Here is a 15,040-nt window from a genome sequence, read left to right on the forward strand (position 1 = left end):
GGTCCTGCTGTGATGTCACGCGGCCCCTCAGCGGTAACGGTCGATGTCGCGCAGGTGGGCGTTGTAGTCGTGGTTGACGTAGATCTTGCCGTTCAGCCCGTGCAGGAAGTACAGGGCGTCGCGTCCGTCGGGGAGCTTGCGCTCGGGGGAAAGGACGCTCAACAGCGCGGCCTGGCCGGGGTTGTTGATCGGCCCGGCGGGCAGGCCCTCCCGCGTGTAGGTCGAATACGGCGTGTCCCGGGTGAAGTCCCCGGCGCTGCGGTCGAGTTCGGGGAGGTCCTTGCCCAGCCCGTAGGCGACGGTGGGGTCGCTGCCGAGCTTGATCCCGTCCCGCAGGCGGTTGAGGAACACCCCGGCGATGATCGGCATCTCCTCGTCGTTGGCGGCCTCGGCCTGCACCATGCTCGCCAGGACCACCCAGTCGCGCACGCCGAGCCCCAGGGCCTTGGCCTTCGCCACGTTCCCCGGCGTGAACTCCTGCTCCATCCGGGCCACCATCTCCTGCACGGCGCTCTTCGGGCTCTCGCCCACCCGGAACTCATAGGTGGCGGGGAAGACGAAGCCTTCGAGGTTCTTCTGCTTGCCCCGCGCGTACTGGCTGAGGGAGGCGTCGTTGAGGGCCGCCTGGACCGCCGCCGCCGCGAAGCCCGCCTTCTCGAAGATGGGCGGGATGTCCTGAATGCGCCGCCCCTCGGGGATGGTCACGCTGACGGTGGGGATGCGTGCGGGGCCCGCGAGCTTCTCGGCGACCTGATACACGTTCATGGTGCCGCTCAGGTCGTAGAGCCCTTCCTTGAGGCTCCCCGCCGTGCCGTTGCGGTCCATCACGAAGCGCAGGGCGCGGGCGTTTTTCACGATGCCGCGCGCCTCCAGCCGCCGGGCGACGGCGGGGAGCGTGTCGCCGGGCTTGACCTCCAGCGTGTACGCCTGCCCCCCCGCCGGGCCGGTGAGGCTGCGCAGGAACGCGAAGACCCCGCCCGCCGCGAGCAGCAGGAGAAGGACGAGGACCAGGAGCAGCCACACCCACAGGGGCGTGCCCTTGCCCCGCAGCCGGGTCACGCGCCCACCTCCGGGCGGAAGGCGGCGAGCCGGGCGTGCAGATCGGCGTCGGCGGGGGGCCGGGCGCCGAAGCGGGCGACCACCCACCCGCCCACCTGCACGGCGAGGCGGGCGGCAGAGGCGGCGTCCCCGTGCCGCAGCCACCCGGCCAGGAAGGCGCCCCCGAAGGCGTCCCCGGCCCCGGTCGCGTCGATCAGGCGGTCATCTGTCGCCGGGACGTGGGTGCGGGGCTGCCCGGGGCCTTCGAGGAGCGCACCCTTCTCGTCGAGCTTGAGGACCACCAGGGCGTGCGGGTAGCGCCCGCGCAGCCAGCCGAGGGCCCGGTCCGGGTCGGTGCAGCCGCTCATGGCGTGGGCCTCGTCGAGGTTGGGGAAGATCAGGTCGAAGGGCACGGCGTCCACGATCTCCAGGAAGTCCTCGCGCCCCATCTGCCCGATCATCTGGAAGCTGCCGGGATCGAGGCTCAGCGTCGCCCCGCCCGCCTTGGCGACCCGCGCGGCCTCCAGCGCGGCGGCGCGCGGCGGGTCGCGGAAGAGGCTCCAGGCGGTGAGGTGCAGGTGCCCGGCGCCCGCGAGGACCTCACGCGGCAGCTCCCCCGGCAGCAGCTCCCAGTCCGCACCCTGCCCGGTGAGCATCGCGCGCTGGCCCCGGCGGTCGATCAGGGCGAGAATGACGCCGGTGCGGTGCTCGTCGCTGAGGATGAGGTGGCCCGTCACCCCCTCGGCCTCCAGCTCGGCGGTCGCCAGCTCGCCGAAGCGGTCGCGGCCGATCTTGCCCACGAAGGCGGAGGGAAAATCGGCGCGGCTCGCCCAGACGGCGAGGTTGGCGGCCGAGCCGCCGCCCGAGAGTTCGAGGCGCCCGGTCGTGTCCCCCCCGGCCATCAGCATGGTGTCGGGCTTGGCGAGCACGTCCCACGCGAGGTCGCCCAGCGACACCAGCGGTCCTGGCAATCCGCGCCCGTGCTTGAGGTGATCCTGAGTCATGACTGACGCGCAGCATACCCTCCCGCACCCGGGGCGGAAGGTGCCCCAGGCGTGAGGCGGCCCACTTCCTCCTGGAGAAGGGCGTGCAGCGCGGCGAGATCATCGCCCGTGCGGAGGGGGAGGCGCTCCGGGAGGCAACGCCACTCGTGGGCCGTTTCCATCCCTCCGACGGCAGGGTTGAGAGCATGTGACGGGAGAAAAGTGATCACCCTGAGCCCAGGCGAAGGGTCTCGCACACAGCGGGGGAGGCTGCGCGGCGCTTTCGCTTCGCCGTCTGCCAGTCGGCATTCTCGTGTCGAACGCTCCAGAAGAGCTGCGAGCCGGGCCCGATAGGCCTGGAGGCGATTTCCCGGGCCCCGTCTCGCCTCAGCCCTCCTCCCCCACGGGCGCCGCCCCCACCGCGCGCAGGGCGAGCAGGGTGGCAAGCACGTCCACCGCGCCGCTGAGGCCGTAGACGAGCACGTCGGAGAGCCGGGGCACGGAGGTGAACCCCGCGACGGGCACCACGTTGAACACCGCCATCGCCAGGCTGAGCGCGGCGGCCACGTTGAGCCAGTCGGCGAGCCGCTTGCGCCGCAGGGGGTCGGCGGGACCCGGGGCGAGGCGGGCCAGGGTGCCGTACACCGCGTTCCCCACCAGGATGCTCGCGGGCCAGACCGTCATCAGGGCCGTCAGGGCGACGGTGTTCGCCTCGGGCGCCGCGCCGTTCGCCAGACTCAGCAGGAGCAGGAACCACAGGACCAGCCGGAAGGACGTGAGCCAGGGAAACGTCAGACGCAGCGCCCGCAGGGCCCCGTCCCCGGCAGGCACCGCCCACCCGAGCGTGACGCGCCGGAACACCGCCGTCCACCACGCCAGCACCAGCCCGGCCAGGAACGCCTCCACCGCATTCAGCCACGCCCCCTCCGAGAAGTTGCCGCGCCACAGCGCGTAGCCGACGACCGCAAACAGCCCCATCACCTGCACCGTCAGGGCGGCGAGGGCGGCCGAGCGCCAGCGGTCGGGGGTCACGGGGAGTCTCCGGCGGCCAGCCGCCAGTCGCCAGCAAGGACCAGGGACCCACGCTGACGGCTGACGGCTGAGAACTGACGGCTCCCCCTCACAGCCCCAGCTTCGCTTGCAGCCGCTCGCGCACGACTTCCGGCTTGGCCTTGCCCCCGGTCGCCTTCATCACGGGACCGAAGAGGGCGTTCATCGCCTTGGCGTTTCCGGCGCGCACCTTTTCCACGGTGGCAGGATCCGCCCCCATCGCGGCGTCGATGGCGGCGTCGATGGCTCCGGTGTCGGTCACCACGGTCAGGCCGCGCTCGCGCACCAGCGCCTCCGGGTCCTGCCCGGCCATCACGTCGGGGAGCAGGTCCTTGGCGACCCGGCCGCTGATCGTGCCCGCGTCGATCAGGCGCACCAGGGCGGCGAGGTGGGCGGGCTGGAGGGATGTATCCCGGATCGTCTGTTCGCGCGCGGCCAGAAATCCCGTCACGTCCGTCAGCAGCCAGTTGGCGAGCTTCTGCGCGTCGGGAGCGGGTGTCGCCGCCAGCGCCTCGTCGTAGAAGCGGCCCAGGGGGACGTTCAGGCTCAGCGTCTCCGCGTCGCTCCCCCGCACCCCCGCCCGCCCGTACCGCTCGCGCTTCTGGGCGGGCAGCTCGGGCATCCGGGCCCGCACGCGCTCAATCCACTCCGGCGTGATGTCCAGCGGCGGGAGGTCGGGCTCGGGGAAGTAGCGGTAGTCGGCCTCGCCCTCCTTGGTGCGCATCAGGAAGGTCTTGCCCCCGCCCTCGTCCCAGCCCAGGGTGTCCTGGGTGATCCGGCCCCCCGTGCTCAGCACCCGTTCCTGCCGCGCCGCCTCGAACTCGATGGCGCGCTCCACCGAGCGGAAGGAGTTGAGGTTCTTGACCTCCACCTTGGTGCCCCAGGGCTCGCCGGGTTTGTGAACGCTGATGTTCACGTCGCAGCGCATCTTGCCCTCCTCCGGCGTGGCGTCGCTGACCCCGAGGGACTGGGCGATGGCCTGCACCGCCGTGAGGAAGGCGCGGGCCTGCTCCGCTCCCGTGATGTCCGCCTCCGTCACCATCTCGATGAGGGGAGACCCGGCGCGGTTGAGGTCGAGCAGGCTGTAGGGGGCGTAGGTGGGGTGCAGCAGCTTCCCGGCGTCGTCTTCCAGGTGGGCGCGCTTGATGCGGACCCGCCCGCCGCCCACGTCCAGGGCGCCGTCCCGCGCGATGGGGCGGTCGTACTGCGAGAGCTGGAAGTTTTTCGGCGCGTCGGGGTAGAAGTAGTTCTTGCGGTGGAACTGGGTGAAGCCCGAGACATCGCAGCCCAGCGCGAGGCCGAACATCAGGGCGAGTTCGACGGCCTCGCGGTTGAGGGTGGGGAGGGTGCCGGGCAGCCCCAGGGTGAGGGGGTCGGTGAACGCATTGGGCTCGGCCCCGTGGTAGTCGGCGGGACACGCGCTGAAGATTTTGCTGCGCGTCTTCAGTTGCAGGTGAACTTCGAGCCCGATGACGGCACGGTACATGCGGGGGAGTCTAGCGCGGGGGCAAAGGCCGGGCGGAGGGCGGCACCGAGGGGGCAGAGGCGGGGGGCTTCAGGGAGCCGCCGCCTCTCGCCCTCCGCCCCTTGCCCCTACAACGCCCGGCACTGCCCCTCGCGGTCGCCGTTCACGCGGTTCTGGCCCCCGGTGGGCGCGACCCGGTTGCCCTCGCACTCCAGGTCGCCGTTCACGGTGGTGCGCGTCACGCGCACGGCGCCGGTGTTGCGCTTGAGTTCGAGGTCACCGTTCACGCGGACATTCTCGACCCGGACGCTGCCGCCCTGCTCGAACTGGAGGTCGCCGTTGACGACACTGCCCGTCACGGTGACGGCGCGGAAGCCGTCATCCCCCTCGACGTCGCCGCTGACCGTGGTGTTGCGCATGATCAGGGTGCCGCCGCGTTCGACCTCGATATCCCCGTTCACGCGGCCGTTCACCAGGGTGCAGGTGGCCCCGTTCCGGACCTTCACGTCGCGGTCCAGGGTGCGCCCGCTGAGGGTGCCCGTACACGTCAGGTCCGAGGTCTGGGCGCGGGCGGCGGGCAGGGCAGACAGGGGGGCCAACGCGAGGGCAAACAGCAGGACGGACCTCAACATGACGAAACCTCCTTGACGGGAGCGGGGAGAAGGGCAAGGCCTTCCCGTCAAGCGTAGGGAGCGCCGCCCGCGCCGAGCCCGCGAGAAAGATGCATGAAGGTTTACCTGCGGGAAGCCGGACACTCACCCCCGGCCCGGTGTGGCGACCCGCCACTCCATCTCCGCCCCGCTCGCCCGGAAGCCCAGCGCCCCGTACAGCGGCCGGGCCAGCTCGCTCGTGCCCAGGCCGACCCGGGAGACGCCGCGCTCCTGAGCTGCGCCCAGGCAGCGGGTGACGAGTTCTCGCGCGAGGCCACGACGGCGGTGCCCCGGGTGCGTCCAGACATTGACCACCCGCGCCCGGAAGGGGCTGGGGTCACCCCGCGAGGGTCCCCACTCCAGCAGGGTCAGGCCCGCGCCCGCCACGACCTCCTCCCCGTCTACGGCGAGGAAGCCGACGTACACGCCGCGTCTGAGGGCATCCGCGACCCAGACGGCGTAGATGGGGCGCTCGTGGGCGTCGGCCTCGTCGGAGTAACGATGCAGGGCGATGGTGTCGGCGTCGGTGGACGTGGCGGGACGGAAGGCAGCAGGAAGCATCCCTCCACTCTGCCGTTTCTCCCGCCAGCCGCACATTCGCGCCCAGACGTGCGTGCTAGCTTCCCCGCATCATGACTGCCGTACAGGGACAGGTGAAGGCCAGGACGCTCGGAGAACTGCTTCAGACGCCGGAATACGCGGGCCGCGCACCCTTCGACGGCCGCATCCGGCTCGTCCACGACGAGGTGCGCGAGAACCTGACGCGCAAGCTGCGCACGGGCGAGGACCTCTTTCCCGGCGTGATCGGCTACGACGAGACCGTGATTCCTCAGCTCACCAACGCGCTCCTCGCGCGCCAGAACTTCATCCTCCTCGGCCTGCGCGGTCAGGCGAAAAGCCGCATCCTGCGCGCCATCACGGGCCTGCTCGACGAATTCGTGCCCGTCATCGACGGCGTGGACATGCCCGACGACCCCCTCAACCCCATCGGGGCGGAGGGCCGTCACCTGCTCGAAGTGCACGGCCTGGACCTGCCCATCCGCTGGCTGCCGCGCGGCGACCGCTACGTGGAAAAGCTCGCCACCCCCGACGTGACGGTGGCCGACCTGATCGGCGACGTGGACCCCATCAAGGCGGCCCGGCTGGGCACGTCCCTGGGTGACACCCGCTCGATGCACTTCGGGCTGCTGCCGCGCGCCAACCGGGGCATCTTCGCGGTGAACGAGCTCGCCGACCTCGCGCCCAAGGTGCAGGTGGCCCTCTTCAACATCCTTCAGGAGGGCGACGTCCAGATCAAGGGCTACCCGATCCGGCTCGAACTCGACGTGATGCTCGTCTTCTCGGCCAACCCCGAGGACTACACGGCGCGCGGCAAGATCGTCACGCCGCTCAAGGACCGCATCGGCAGTGAAATCCGCACCCACTACCCCACCGACGTGCGCGAGGGCATGAGCATCACCGCGCAGGAGGCGGTGCGCGACACCGGGGTGATCGTGCCCGACTTCATGGCCGAGCTGATCGAGGAGATCGCCTTCCAGGCCCGCGAGGACGGGCGGGTGGACAAGATGTCCGGCGTCTCGCAGCGCCTCCCGATCAGCCTGATGGAGGTGGCGTCGGCCAACGCCGAGCGCCGCTCCCTGACCCAGGGCGACCACCCGGTCGTGCGCGTCAGCGACGTGTACGCGGGGCTCCCGGCGATCACCGGCAAGATGGAGCTGGAGTACGAGGGCGAACTCAAGGGCGCCGACACGGTGGCGAGAGACGTGATCCGCAAGGCCGCCGGGGCCGTGTACGCCCGCCACCTCGCCAGCGCCGACACCCGCGACCTGGAGAAGTGGTTCGAGGAGGGCAACGTCTTCCGCTTCCTCCAGTCGGGCGACGCCAGCGGAGCGATGAAGGCCACCCGCCAGGTTCCCGGCCTGACCGACCTCGCCGTCACGGTGGCGGGCAGCAACGACGACGCCGTGCGCGTGGCCGCCGCCGAGTTCATCCTGGAGGGCCTGTACGGGCGCAAGAAGCTCAGCCGCGCCGAGGAGACCTACGCGGCGCCCGAGCCCGAGACCCGGCAGCAGCGGGGGGGACGCTGGAACTGAGGGGGAGGGGTTAGGGATTAGGAGGTAGGTTTTAGGGAAGAGCGCGTTCGCCACTGCACGGGCAAACGCGCTCCCCTGTTTTCCTAACCCCTTCCCCCTAACTCCTAACCCCTCAATACAGCTTTCCCAGCACCTCATCCTTCATCACGAAGCTCTGCTCCTTCGTCGGAAACTCGCGCGCCCGCACCTCCCGCGCATAGGTGGCGATGGCCTCCCTCGCCTCCCGGCCCAGCTCGGCGTACCGCTTGGAAATCTTCTTCTCCTCGCCCTCGTACACGCCGAGGAGGTCGTGGTAGACGAGCACCTGCCCCCGGCAATGTACCCCCGCCCCGATGCCGATGGTGGGGACGTGCAGCCGCTCGGTGATGAGTCTGGCGAGGCGGGCGGGCACCGCCTCCAGGACGACGGCGAAGGCTCCCGCCGCTTCCAGGGCGACGGCACCGTCCACCGTGCGGCGCGCACTCTCCTCGTCCTTGCCCTGCACCTTGAGGCCGCCCTGGGCGGTGGCGGTCTGGGGCATCAGGCCGACGTGGCCCATCACGGGGACCCCGTTGCGGGCGAGGACCGAGACGACCTCCAGCACCTCGGGGGTGGCGCCCTCCATCTTCACGGCATCGGCGCCCGTCTCCTGAATGACGCGGACGGCGGCGCGCATGGCGTCCGTCACGCCCGTGTGGTAGGTGCCGAAGGGGAGGTCCACGACCATGAAGGTCTCCGGCGCCCCCCGCCGCACCGCCCGCGCGTGGTGGATCATGTCGCCCAGGGTGACGGGCGCGGTCGAGTCGTAGCCCAGCACCACGTTCCCCAGCGAGTCCCCCACGAGGATCAGGTCGACCCCCGCTCCCTGGGCGTGCCGACCGCCCGGGTAGTCGTAGGCGGTCACCATCACGAGCGGCTCCTGCGCGTGCAGGAGGTCCGGAACGCTGCGTTTCATGGGGGGAAGCTATCAGCTTTCAGCCGCCAGCGATCAGCCACCGGGGGCTTTTGCTGACGGCTGACCGCTGAGAGCTGACCGCTTCCTCTCTATCCCTTGACGACCTCCCCGTACCGCCCCAGCACGAGGTAGATCACCCAGCCCGTCACGGCGACGTAGAGCCACACGGGGACCGTCCAGCGCACCCAGGCGCGGTGGCGGTTGAAATACTTGCGGGCGGCGGGGGCGCCGATGTTGCCCAGGTTCCCGGCCAGGCGCAGCCCCTTGACGGAGTTGTACAGGGCGCCGAGGGCGAGCGGCAGGTTGACTGCCGCGAGGATGATGTGGCTGATCAGCAGGGCGAAGTACGCGCCGCGCCACGCGTCCGGGCCGACGTACTTCTTCTCGTAGCCCAGGCCCAGCCGGGTGAGGTAGAGCACCAGGAAGACGGTCGCCAGCGCGCTCGCCGTCGCCATCGCGCGCAGGTGCGCCTCGCGGTTGCCGCGCCGGATGAAGTACACCCCGGCCACGAGCGCGAGGCCGCTCAGGACGATGGTGATGACTGCCCACTGGTTGATGATCGCCGCCACATGGGCAGTCTAGGCGAGGGGGGCCGGGGCAGGTGACCCCGGGCGGGTGAGACGGGCAGGGGCGGGGGACAATCTTCAGCCGCGCCCGCCTAGAATGGGGGCGTTGATCCCGCCGGGCCCCTGGACCTCTTTGCGGCGTTGTCCTCAGGGCGCCCGTTTTTCGATTGGAAGGACGGTGCATGGAAGTGAGTCGTGTCGTGGCGGTGTCCCGCCCGGGTGCGGGAGCGTGGCTCTCCCGGCTGGCCTGGGCGGCCCTGGCGTACAACGTGCTGGTGATCCTCTGGGGCGCGGTCGTGCGCATCACGGGGGCGGGAGCGGGCTGCGGCGACCACTGGCCGCTGTGCAACGGCGTGGTCGTGCCCCAGAGCCCGGCCCTCCACACGGTCATCGAATTCAGCCACCGCCTCACGAGCGGCCTGAGCGGCGTGCTCGCGCTCGCCCTCGCCGGGCTGGCCTTTCTGGTGACCCCCAGGGGCCACCCCGTGCGGCTGGGGGCGCTCCTCAGCCTCGGCCTGATCGTGCTGGAGGGGCTCGTCGGCGGCGTGCAGGTCCTCCTCGGGCTGACGGCGGACTCCACCGACCCGGCGCGCGGGTTCGTGCAGGGCGTCCACCTCGCCAACACCTTCTTGCTGCTGGGAGCCCTGCTTCTCACCGCCTTCTGGGCGTCGGGCGGGCCAAGGCTGCGGCTGCGGGGCCAGGGCCGCACCCTCGGCCTGACCGCGCTCGGGTTGGGCCTGACCCTGGTCCTCGGCATGGCGGGGGCGGTGACGGCGCTCGGCGACCTGCTCTTCGCGCCCGCGCCCGGCACGCCCCTCGACACGGTGCGGCGCGACTTCGGGGCCACCGCGGGGCTGATCGAGAACCTGCGGGTGATCCACCCCCTGCTCGCCGTGCTCACGAGCGCGTACCTGATCTGGATGGTGGGGGCGCTGCGCCGCTTGCGGCCCTCGCCGGAGGTGGGCCGCTGGGGCCTCGCGCTCGTCGGCCTCATCGGCGTGCAGATGCTGGCGGGTTTCCTGAACGTGGCCCTCAAGGCCCCGGCCTGGATGCAGCTCACCCACCTGCTGCTGGCGTGCGGGATGTGGCTCGTGACGGTGACGCTGGCGTACCGCGCCCTGAGTGCCCCGGCGGCTCAGTCGAGCCGGGTGCCCGCCCGGGCAGGAGTGAACGTATGACGACGGAACCCATTCTCCGGGGCGATATCCTCTCCCCCGTGACCGAGGCCCCGCGCGCGACCTGGCGCGACTACCTGGCGCTGACCAAACCCAAGGTCATCAGCCTGCTGCTGTGGACCACCCTCACCGCGATGGTGATGGCGGCGCGCGGCTGGCCGGGGCTGGGGCTGCTCGTGGTCGTGTCGCTGGCCGGGTACATGTCCGCCGGGTCGGCGGGGGTCTTCAACATGATCGTGGACCGCGACATCGACCTCAAGATGAAGCGCACGGCGAACCGGCCCACCTCCAGCGGGTTGATCTCCACCCGCGACGCGGCGATCTTCGGGACGGCGCTGCAAGTCCTGTCCTTCCTGATGCTGTGGTTCTGGGCCACCCCGCTCGCGGCCTGGATGAGCCTCGCGGGCTTTTTCACCTACGTGGTCGTGTACACGCTCTGGCTCAAGCGGACGACGTGGCACAACATCGTCCTGGGCGGCGCCGCCGGGTGCTTTCCGCCCCTGGTGGGCTGGGCCGCCGTGACGGGGGACCTCAACCTCTTCGCGTGGTTTCTCTTCGCCATCATCTTCTTCTGGACGCCCGTGCACTTCTGGGCGCTCGCCCTGATGATCAAGGAGGAGTACCGCGAGGTCGGCATCCCCATGCTGCCCGTCGTGCACGGCGACCGGCTGACGGTGGCGCAGATCGGGCTGTACGCCGTGTACACCGTGGTCCTGTCGGTGATGCCGGTCTTCATCGGGGAGGTCGGGCTGCTGTACTTCGTGGTGGCGCTGATTCTCGGCGGGCTGCTGCTCGCGCGCTCGTGGCGGCTGTACCGGCACGTCATGGGTGGGGGGGCGGTCGAGCGGCGGGTCGCCGTGCCGCTGTACCTGTACTCGATGCTCTACCTCGCGCTGCTGTTTGTGGCGGGGGCGGTGGACCGGGTGCTGACGGCGTAGGCAGGGCGACGGGGCAGGGGGCGGCGGAAGGTAGCCGTCCCCCCACATTTTTCTGCCCCTGGCACGGGGTTCAGGACACTTGCCCACCGCTTCATCTGGTCTCATATGCCTACCCCTGACCGCTCGGTCGAACGGCGTGTGGAGGCACACACGGCGGTGTGGCCTGGAAGGCACACAAGCCTGAAGAACGCCTTAGACTGGGGGGAAGAGGAAAGAGGAAAGGAGTGAAGTTGAACACCAACCATAGCCGCCCCAGACGCGGACCGCCGGGAGGTCTGCCGCGCCGAGCCGTGCAGGCGGGTCTGCTCGGGTTGGCCGCGACGCTGCTCACGGGCTGTCAGTCCGAGAGGCTGATCAGCCTCGGGGACATGGCGTCGGCGAACAACCGCGAAGTCTTCTGGATGAGCGTTCCGGCCATCGCCCTGTCGATCATCATCTTCGCCGCCGTGTCGTGGGCGCTGTTTTACACGGTCCGCAAGTTCCGCGAGGACCGCAACGACGCCCCGCCCGCGCAGTTCCACGGCAACAACCGGCTGGAAGTGATTCTGGTGGTCGTGCCCGTGTTGATCGTGATGCTGCTGAGCATCCTGACGGTGCGGACGATGGCCCGCATCAACCCCACCCCGCGCGAGGCGGTGGACATCAACGTGCTCGCCCGGCAGTTCTGGTGGAACTTCGGCTACCCGGGCGCTCCCGCCGCCGCCGGGGGCACGGTGACCAACGGCAACGAGCTGGTGATCCCCACCCGCAACCAGATCGCCCTGACGATGACGGCCGGGGACGTGCTCCACGGCTTCTGGGCCCCCAACCTGGGCGGGCAACGCTACGCGATTCCCGGCTCGCAGAAGACGTGGCAGATCGACACCGACCGGGTGGGCGTGTACTACGGCGAGTGCTCGGTGCTGTGCGGGGCGAGCCACGCGAACATGCGCTACCGGGTGATCGCGCTGGAGCCGGAGCGCTACAACTCGTTCCTGCGCACCGCCCAGACCTACCGCGCCCCCACCCCCGCTCCCGGCAGCCCCGAGGCGCGCGGGTACACGATCTTCATGCAGGGCAAGCCCTCGACGGGGGCGCTCGCCTGCGCGGCGTGCCACCGGGTGCAGGGCACGCCCGCGAACGGCGCCGCCGGGCCCGACCTAAGCTTTTTCGGCACCCGCCGCACGCTGGGCGCGGGGATGTGGGAGGGCCGCGAGGCCCAGGAGATGCTGATTCCCTGGCTGGCGAACAGCCCCGGCGTCAAGCCCGGCAGCCAGATGCCGACCTACAACGGGGCGACCTACCGGGTGAACGGGGAGGTGCGCCGGGGCGGGGTGCTGACCCGGGGTGAGCTGGAGGATGTGGCCGCCTACCTGCGGACCCTGCGTCTGCCGGAGGAAGCCGACTACTGGCGGGGCGTGCCCGTGATCGGGGCGGGCAACTCCCAGGGCAGCGCCGACCGCGCCATCGGCGACGAAGGAGGAACTCAGTGACGGTTCAGCAAGCGCCGCAAACCACCGCGACCGTCCGCCGGGGTGCGTGGGAGGTCATCAAGGACTACATGATGACCACCGATCACAAGAAGATCGGGCTCCTGTACATCATCACGTCGATCTTCGGCTTCGCCCTGGCGGGGCTGCTCGCGGTCGCCATCCGGTTGCAGCTCGCGCTGCCGGACCAGACGCTGCTCGTGGGCAACAGCTACAACCAGGTGCTCACCGTCCACGCGGTGGTCATGCTCTTTTTCTTCCTGATTCCCATCGGGCTCTTCGGGTTCGGGAACTTCTTCTTGCCGCTGCAACTCGGCGTGCGTGACGTGGCGCTGCCGCGCGTGAACACCTTCGCGGTGTGGCTTTTCATCTTCAGCCTCGTGCTGGTGATCTCGGCGATGTGGAACGGCGGCGTGCCCGGCGTGGGCTGGACCTTCCCCTACCCCCTGGTGGTGGACGGCAACCAGACGGGGGCCACCGTTTTCATGGTGGCGATCATCCTCAACGGCCTGGGGTCGCTGCTCGGCAGCGCGAACTTCGCGGCGACCATCGTGAACCTGCGCGCCCCCGGCATGAGCCTGTGGAAGATGCCGATCTTTTGCTGGAGCATCTTCGCCACGAGCATCCTCCAGCTGGTCAGCCTGGGCGGACTGACGGCCGCCGCGCTCGTCGTGTACCTCGAACTCAAGCTGGGCATCAGCATGTTCAACCCCGGCATCGGGGGCTCGCCGATCTTGCAGCAGCAGTTTTTCTGGTTCTACTCGCACCCCGCCGTGTACGTGATGCTGCTGCCCTACCTCGGGATCGGCGCCGAGATCGCCTCCACGATGGCCCGCAAGCCGCTGTTCGGCTACCGGGTGATGGTGTACTCGCTGCTCGGCATCGTGCTCGTCAGCCTGCTGGTGTGGGTCCACCACCTCTTCGCGGTAGGACTGCCCGAAGCGTGGCAGATCGCCTTCGCCGTCGCTACCCTGATCGTGGCCGTGCCGACGGGCGTCAAGATCTTCAACCTGATCGGCACCCTGTGGGGCGGGCGCATCCTGATGAAGACGCCGACCTACTGGCTGGTGGGCTTCATCTTCAACTTCCTGATTGGCGGAATCACGGGCGTGTCCCTGGGAATGGTGCCCTTCGACTACCAGGTCACGATGAGCTACTACGTCGTGGCGCACTTCCACAACGTGATGATGTTCGGCACGGCGTTCCTGGCCTTCGGCGGCCTGTACTACTGGTGGCCGAAGATGACGGGCCGCTTCATGGACGAGCGGATCGGGCTGTGGCACTTCTGGCTGTTCATGATCGGCTCGTGGCTGACCTTCCTGCCGCAGTACGTGCTGGGCCTGATGGGCATGCCCCGGCGCTACTACACCTACCCGGCGGGCAACTGGACCTGGACCGAGCTGAACTTCCTCTCCACCCTGGGCGCCCTGACCCTGCTCGCGGGCGGCGTCGTGTTCGTGTGGAACATGCTTCAGAGCATGCGGCGGCCCATCACGGCTTCTCCCAACCCCTGGGGCGGCTTCACGCTGGAGTGGACGGCGGCCTCGCCTCCCGCCGCGTACAACTTCGCGCACGAATTCCCCACCACCTTCCCCACCGAGCGCCCGCTCTACGACTGGGAGAAGAACGGCGACAAGCTCACGCCGGTCGATCCGCGGTCGATCCACCTGCCGGTCGATTCGATCTGGCCCTTCATGACGGCCCTCAGCCTGCTGCTGATGGGGTACGGCTTCTCGTTCGGGTGGTTCACCAACTTCACGGTGACGGGCGGCCTGGAGCCCTTCTTCGACGCGGGGCTGGGGCACGTGATCGCCAGCCTGGTGCTGTACGCCTCCCTGCCGCTGTTCTTCTGGTCGCTGTTCAAGTGGGCCGGGACGCGCGAGTACGCCGTGCCCGTCGAGCACCACCACCTGACCAAGTACGACAACGGCTTCATGGGGATGGCGTGGTTCATCATCTCGGAAGTCAGCCTCTTCGGCGTCCTGATCGGCGGCTACGTGTACCTGCGCATCATCGGGGCCGCCGAGCCGCCCGCCCTGCGCCCCAACATCTGGCTCGCGGCGCTGAACACCTTGATTCTGGTGTCGTCCTCCTTCGTGATCCACAAGGCCGAACAGGACCACCACCACGGGCGCTACACCTGGTTCCGGCTGGGGCTGTTCATCACCCTGCTGCTGGGCGTGATCTTCATGCTCTTCCAGGTCTACGAGTTCACGCTCTTCGGGGTGGAGAGCGACTGGCGCCAGAACCTGTGGCAGTCGTGCTTCTTTACCATCGTCGGCCTGCACGGCCTGCACATCCTGATCGGCGGCACCGGCGTCGCCCTGCCGTACTACCAGGCGCTGACCGGCAAGATGGACAAGTACAACCACGGCTCGCTCACCGCCGCCAGCCTGTACTGGCACCTGGTGGACGTGGTGTGGCTGTTCATCGTGGCGATCTTCTACGCGTGGTGAGGTAGCGGGGAAGCGGTCAGCAATCAGCTTTCAGCCATCAGGGGTGGGGACGTGACGAGCGTTCCCACCCCTCCTCCTTTGTCTTGTGCTGACCGCTGACGGCTGAAGACTTGTTGCGCAGTAGCTGAAGAGGCAGCGGGGCGACGTGAACCGTCGCCCCGCTGTCCTGCCCTTGGCTTCAGATCGCGGAGAGGTGCAGTCGGCGTTGCCAGCGAAGGTTGAC

At 69.6% G+C, this 15,040-nt stretch carries 13 protein-coding genes; 5 read left to right on the top strand and 8 right to left on the bottom strand.

Annotated features, from left to right (window positions below; translation table 11 throughout):
- Positions 1 to 27: 27 nt before the first annotated feature.
- From mltG to IC605_RS08580, 6 genes are all read right to left on the bottom strand, one after another.
- A complete protein-coding gene (gene mltG / locus IC605_RS08555) occupies positions 28 to 1,059 on the bottom strand; it encodes an endolytic transglycosylase MltG (RefSeq protein WP_216321742.1) in 1,032 nt (343 codons plus the stop codon).
- Positions 1,056 to 2,042 carry a carbohydrate kinase family protein gene (locus IC605_RS08560; protein ID WP_216321744.1) on the bottom strand — a complete coding sequence of 329 codons (987 nt, stop codon included), beginning with the start codon at positions 2,040 to 2,042 and terminating at the stop codon, positions 1,056 to 1,058. The genes mltG and IC605_RS08560 overlap by 4 nt, the downstream gene beginning before the upstream one ends.
- A gap of 366 nt (positions 2,043 to 2,408) precedes the next feature.
- On the bottom strand, positions 2,409 to 3,053 hold the full coding sequence (locus tag IC605_RS08565) for a hypothetical protein (RefSeq protein WP_343216549.1): 645 nt from the start codon (positions 3,051 to 3,053) through the stop codon (positions 2,409 to 2,411).
- 88 nt (positions 3,054 to 3,141) lie between these two features.
- A complete protein-coding gene (gene gatB, locus IC605_RS08570) occupies positions 3,142 to 4,557 on the bottom strand; it encodes an Asp-tRNA(Asn)/Glu-tRNA(Gln) amidotransferase subunit GatB (RefSeq protein ID WP_216321747.1) in 1,416 nt (471 codons plus the stop codon).
- Positions 4,558 to 4,664: 107 nt separating this feature from the next.
- Complete coding sequence (locus IC605_RS08575) at positions 4,665 to 5,168, bottom strand: hypothetical protein (RefSeq protein WP_216321749.1); 504 nt, start codon at positions 5,166 to 5,168, stop codon at positions 4,665 to 4,667.
- Positions 5,169 to 5,291: 123 nt separating this feature from the next.
- Positions 5,292 to 5,747, bottom strand: a complete 456-nt coding sequence (locus IC605_RS08580) for a GNAT family N-acetyltransferase (RefSeq protein WP_216321751.1) — start codon at positions 5,745 to 5,747, stop codon at positions 5,292 to 5,294.
- Between the two features lie 71 nt (positions 5,748 to 5,818).
- Here IC605_RS08580 and IC605_RS08585 point away from each other — a divergent pair, with 71 nt between their 5' ends.
- Positions 5,819 to 7,279, top strand: coding sequence for a sigma 54-interacting transcriptional regulator (locus IC605_RS08585; RefSeq protein ID WP_216321764.1), 1,461 nt, complete (start codon positions 5,819 to 5,821; stop codon positions 7,277 to 7,279).
- Between the two features lie 112 nt (positions 7,280 to 7,391).
- On the opposite strand, the gene panB is transcribed toward IC605_RS08585, so the two are convergent.
- Complete coding sequence (gene panB, locus IC605_RS08590) at positions 7,392 to 8,213, bottom strand: 3-methyl-2-oxobutanoate hydroxymethyltransferase (protein ID WP_216321768.1); 822 nt, start codon at positions 8,211 to 8,213, stop codon at positions 7,392 to 7,394.
- Positions 8,214 to 8,302: 89 nt separating this feature from the next.
- Positions 8,303 to 8,782, bottom strand: a complete 480-nt coding sequence (locus IC605_RS08595; RefSeq protein WP_216321771.1) for a DUF420 domain-containing protein — start codon at positions 8,780 to 8,782, stop codon at positions 8,303 to 8,305.
- 179 nt (positions 8,783 to 8,961) lie between these two features.
- Between IC605_RS08595 and IC605_RS08600 the strand changes: the two genes are divergently transcribed.
- The 4 genes from IC605_RS08600 (at position 8,962) to IC605_RS08615 (ending at position 14,817) form a co-directional block, all read left to right on the top strand.
- Positions 8,962 to 9,957, top strand: a complete 996-nt coding sequence (locus tag IC605_RS08600; protein ID WP_216321774.1) for a COX15/CtaA family protein — start codon at positions 8,962 to 8,964, stop codon at positions 9,955 to 9,957.
- Positions 9,954 to 10,892: a heme o synthase gene (locus tag IC605_RS08605; protein ID WP_216321778.1), complete on the top strand. Its 939-nt coding sequence runs from the start codon at positions 9,954 to 9,956 to the stop codon at positions 10,890 to 10,892. Before IC605_RS08600 ends, IC605_RS08605 begins: the two co-directional genes overlap by 4 nt.
- Before the next feature lie 230 nt (positions 10,893 to 11,122).
- Positions 11,123 to 12,364, top strand: coding sequence for a cytochrome c oxidase subunit II (gene coxB / locus IC605_RS08610; protein WP_246580571.1), 1,242 nt, complete (start codon positions 11,123 to 11,125; stop codon positions 12,362 to 12,364).
- Positions 12,361 to 14,817, top strand: coding sequence for a cbb3-type cytochrome c oxidase subunit I (locus IC605_RS08615; RefSeq protein WP_216321781.1), 2,457 nt, complete (start codon positions 12,361 to 12,363; stop codon positions 14,815 to 14,817). Before coxB ends, IC605_RS08615 begins: the two co-directional genes overlap by 4 nt.
- The last annotated feature ends 223 nt before the right edge of the window (positions 14,818 to 15,040 follow it).

Origin of the sequence: Deinococcus aestuarii (assembly GCF_018863415.1) — a bacterium.
GTDB classification, from domain to species: Bacteria; Deinococcota; Deinococci; order Deinococcales; family Deinococcaceae; genus Deinococcus; species Deinococcus aestuarii.

Coding starts and splice junctions, on each gene's coding strand:
- IC605_RS08560 (WP_216321744.1), bottom strand. CDS start 2,042: ATGACTCAGGATCACCTCAAGCACGGGCGCGGATTGCCAGGACCGCTG.
- gatB (WP_216321747.1), bottom strand. CDS start 4,557: ATGTACCGTGCCGTCATCGGGCTCGAAGTTCACCTGCAACTGAAGACG.
- IC605_RS08575 (WP_216321749.1), bottom strand. CDS start 5,168: ATGTTGAGGTCCGTCCTGCTGTTTGCCCTCGCGTTGGCCCCCCTGTCT.
- IC605_RS08580 (WP_216321751.1), bottom strand. CDS start 5,747: ATGCTTCCTGCTGCCTTCCGTCCCGCCACGTCCACCGACGCCGACACC.
- IC605_RS08585 (WP_216321764.1), top strand. CDS start 5,819: ATGACTGCCGTACAGGGACAGGTGAAGGCCAGGACGCTCGGAGAACTG.
- panB (WP_216321768.1), bottom strand. CDS start 8,213: ATGAAACGCAGCGTTCCGGACCTCCTGCACGCGCAGGAGCCGCTCGTG.
- IC605_RS08600 (WP_216321774.1), top strand. CDS start 8,962: ATGGAAGTGAGTCGTGTCGTGGCGGTGTCCCGCCCGGGTGCGGGAGCG.
- IC605_RS08605 (WP_216321778.1), top strand. CDS start 9,954: ATGACGACGGAACCCATTCTCCGGGGCGATATCCTCTCCCCCGTGACC.